Genomic DNA, 2,528 nt, shown 5'->3' with positions numbered 1-2,528 from the left:
CAACTGAAGAGTATCAACATATTATTACTAAAACAAGCAAAGGGAAAGATCTTGCTTTTTATAAATATTGGACTCTAAAAGAGAGCTATATAAAGCACTTGGGAAACGGCTTATCACTTTTATTAAATTCATTTAAATTTTACATTTCAAAAAAGGGCATTGAATTTTCTGGCCTTTCTGCTGATACTGATACTCATCTACACTTCAAACAGTTTATAATTGGCACTGAATATATTATTTCAATTTGTTTTGAGGAAGAGGAAGATGAAATTTACAGAAATGTCACTTGTATTGACTTGGAAGATGTGATTCCAATATTGATGGTATAGTAAGGTTCCTTATATACCCGCCAGCGTTCATATGAATTTCTAAAAAGGATTTCAGGCGGTTTCATACATACGAGAGGCTTACTCTTGTCCTATTTTTGATGTTGATTTAGCTTAAAGCGATCCGCATCTGTCAACTGCTTCTCGGCAAGTGGAAATCAGCACCGGCTAGCATCGGTTATCAGAGATTCCGAACTATCAGGAACTGGTCCGACGAATCAAGGCTTCAGGTCGGGTTCACGATGACAAATTCCTGATAAAAAGGTCTGAAAACCGCGTCGAAACATGCGGCTCTCTGAGTAACGTACAAGCTGGATTCTTGATAATACCAACAGCGGTGGCAAGGGGCTGTTGCAAAACAACCTCAACAAAAAAACCAAGACGCTTAGAGCATACCAAATATGAGCGGAAACTTCAACAGTTGACGCTCCCAATGGACAAGGAAATCGTAATACCCACGGATGACCCGGTGCGGCTGGCCAGCGCGCAGCTTGAGGAACTGGATTACAGGGAACTGTATCGCACCTATTCTTCACAGGGAAGAAAATCGGCAGCCGAGCCCCGGATCATCTTTGAGGTATTAGTATACGGCTACATGTGCGGCATCTACTCGACCCGCAAGCTGGAAGAAGCATGCCGGAAGCGAGTGGACTTTATGTGGCTGCTGCAGGGCGAACCGGTCCCGGATTACAGCACGTTTTCGCGGTTCCGTACCGGGCGTACCAAAGACGCAATGGAGGGCCTGTTCTATCAGTTTGTGCGCCGGTTGGAGAAAATGAGTGAAACGGAACACAACGAGGTGTTCATAGACGGTACCAAACTGGAAAGCAAGGCCAGCCGCTACACATTCGTCTGGCGTAAAACAACGGAAAAGTACCTGGCCAAGGTAAAAGAACAGGTGCGTCAGGAATTTGGACGCAGAGGAATCGTTGGAAATGTAACCCTGAACAAACTGCGGGTACTGGTAACTGAGGAGCAAGTAACCTGTGTAAAAGCCGGAATTTCGTTTGTTCATGGGATTGGTCATCGGAAGCCGCCAGAACAGCGTGCATGGGAAAAGCTGTTCACAAGGGGCAATACCCGCAACAGCTATTCTAAAACCGACCCGGATGCCACTTTTATACATATGAAAGAAGACCATATGCGCAATGGACAGCTCAAACCGGGCTACAATGTGCAGATTGCCGTCAACAGCGAATACATCACCGGCGTGGCGGTGTTTTCTAATCGAACGGACAGCGGCACCTTGCAGCCCTTCCTTCGGCATCTGCAGCGACAGCATGGGATGAATTATCGCGACATAACAGCGGATGCAGGCTATGAGAGCACGGATCACTACCTGTTCCTTCAGGAGAATGGTCAAATTAGTTTCATCAAGCCCATCCACTATGAAGCGCAAAAAAAAGTTCAAATCGCAACTTGGCCGCAGGGAAAATATGCAGTATGATGTGCAGGCAGGCTGCTACATCTGCACAGCGGGAAGAAAGCTGAAATTTCGGCGTGAATGTACTCAACTTGGCAAACAAGGGCGCTTCCAGACGATGGCGTATTACCGTTGCGAAAGTTGCGTCGATTGCACGCACCGGGAATCCTGCTGCAAAGCAAAAGAGAGCAAGCCCAAAGAACTGCGCGTGTCGATCGATCTGCTGCGGCTCAGCAAACAATCCCCAAAAAACATCATGACGGAACGCGGTATCCAGCTTCGGCTTAATCGTTCCATTCAGGTGGAGGGAGCCTTCGGTGTGCTGAAAAACGACCGCAAGTTCAAGCGTTTTCTGACACGCGGTCGAACAAACATCTCCACGGAACTGTATCTGTTATGCTTGAGTTATAACCTGAACAAGTTATGGGCAAAGTGTAATGCCGATCGCTTGCAAACGCATCTTTTTGCGCTGAAAAAAGAGTAGTATTGGAAAAACAGAAAATTGACAGTATTCGGGTGGTGTCCAAATGGCCTAACCCAGCGTTGCTGCACCCAAATTTTCAACCATACGGCCAGTTTTCAACAAATGAACGCCGATTAAAACATTTTTCGGAACAAGATAGGGGCTGTTGCTCAACTTCCGTTTTGCAACAGCCCCTTTTTATTTTTTGTGCGAATATAAGTAAGCTTTATACTGCGCTTTCTTACTGATTAGCTTATTTTCTGAGATTCTCAAGGATGCGCTTGGTTTTTTCGCAAAAGACCGGAAGAAGTAAAGC

At 45.8% G+C, this 2,528-nt stretch carries 3 protein-coding genes; all 3 read left to right on the top strand.

Translation table 11 applies throughout. The features are described from left to right. Positions 1–329, top strand: a 329-nt coding sequence (locus tag ABF463_RS14395; protein WP_415534711.1) for a 4'-phosphopantetheinyl transferase superfamily protein, incomplete at its 5' end; no start/stop codon positions are given. A gap of 430 nt (positions 330–759) precedes the next feature. Beyond that, complete coding sequence (locus ABF463_RS14390; protein ID WP_415534709.1) at positions 760–1,773, top strand: transposase; 1,014 nt, start codon at positions 760–762, stop codon at positions 1,771–1,773. After that, a complete protein-coding gene (locus tag ABF463_RS14385; RefSeq protein WP_415533721.1) occupies positions 1,763–2,233 on the top strand; it encodes a transposase in 471 nt (156 codons plus the stop codon). The genes ABF463_RS14390 and ABF463_RS14385 overlap by 11 nt, the downstream gene beginning before the upstream one ends. Positions 2,234–2,528 lie beyond the last annotated feature (295 nt).

Source organism: Ethanoligenens sp., assembly GCF_047718355.1.
Lineage (GTDB): Bacteria > Bacillota > Clostridia > Oscillospirales > Ethanoligenentaceae > Ethanoligenens.
This window is presented reverse-complemented; position numbering and strand designations above follow the sequence as displayed.